The sequence below is a fragment of the Pseudomonas sp. LJDD11 genome (assembly GCF_024584215.1).
In the GTDB taxonomy this organism is placed as follows: Bacteria; Pseudomonadota; Gammaproteobacteria; order Pseudomonadales; family Pseudomonadaceae; genus Aquipseudomonas.
On the sequence record NZ_JANJFL010000065.1, the window covers coordinates 1 to 1,139 of the forward strand.

The following is a 1,139-nucleotide window of genomic DNA, read 5'->3' on the forward strand; positions in this document are numbered from 1 at the left end:
GCGGCGCTGAAGGTCTTGTGCGGGTCGATGACGAATTTCTTCGGCACGCCTGCATCGAACTCGCCGTAGCCAGCCGGTGCCTGATCCAGGCTGATCACCTGCACGCCAACGATTTCAGCGATGTTCAGACGGTCCCACATGATCGCCTGCATCAGCTGGCGGTTGTACTTCATGGTCGGGGTCTGGCCGGTGTGGAAGCTGTGCGACTTGGCCCAGCCCAAGCCGAAGCGGATGCTCAGGGCGCCGTTTTTGGCCGCCGCGTCTACTGCACCCGGATCTTCGGTCACGTACAGGCCCGGAATACCGATCTTGCCCGCCACGCGAGTCACCTGCATCAACGAGTTGAGCACCGTGGCCGGTGCCTCGTGCTTGGCACCTTCATGGCCGTGGCCACGGGCTTCGAAGCCCACGGCGTCGATCGCGCAGTCCACTTCCGGCTCGCCCAGCAGCGCGGCGATCTGTTCATGCAGCGGGGTGTCGGTCGACAGGTCGGCGATTTCAAAACCCTGGGCCTTGGCATGCGCCAGACGCGCAGGGTTCAGGTCACCGACGATCACCACGGCAGCGCCGAGCAGGCGCGCCGAAGCGGCAGCGGCCAGACCCACAGGGCCGGCACCGGCGACATAGACCGTGCTGCCTGGGCCAACGCCAGCGGTCACCGCACCGTGGAAGCCGGTAGGCAGAATGTCCGACAGGCAGGTCAGGTCACGGATCTTTTCCATGGCCTTGTCGCGGTTCGGCAGTTTCAGCAGGTTGAAGTCGGCGTAGGGCACCAGCACGTACTCGGCCTGGCCACCGGTCCAGTCGCCCATGTCAACGTAACCGTAAGCACCGCCCGGACGGGCCGGGTTGACGGTCAGGCACACGCCGGTGTGCATCTCTTTGCACGAGCGGCAACGGCCGCACGCCACGTTGAACGGCACCGAGACCAGGTCACCGATTTTCAGGCTCTCGACGTCCGAGCCTTTCTCGATCACTTCACCGGTGATCTCGTGGCCCAATACCAGACCGATCTGCGCCGTGGTACGGCCACGCACCATGTGCTGGTCGGAACCACAGATGTTGGTGGCGACCACCTTGAGGATCACACCGTGCTCAATCTTCTTGCCGCGCGGGTCCTGCATTTTCGGGTAATCGAT

The 1,139-nt window shown here is 64.0% G+C and carries 1 protein-coding gene; it reads right to left on the reverse strand.

Features of this window, described 5'->3' with window-relative positions:
* The coding region (gene fdhA / locus NRB16_RS28730) for a formaldehyde dehydrogenase, glutathione-independent (RefSeq protein ID WP_306456556.1) at nt 1-1,139 on the reverse strand (1,139 nt) is incomplete at both ends.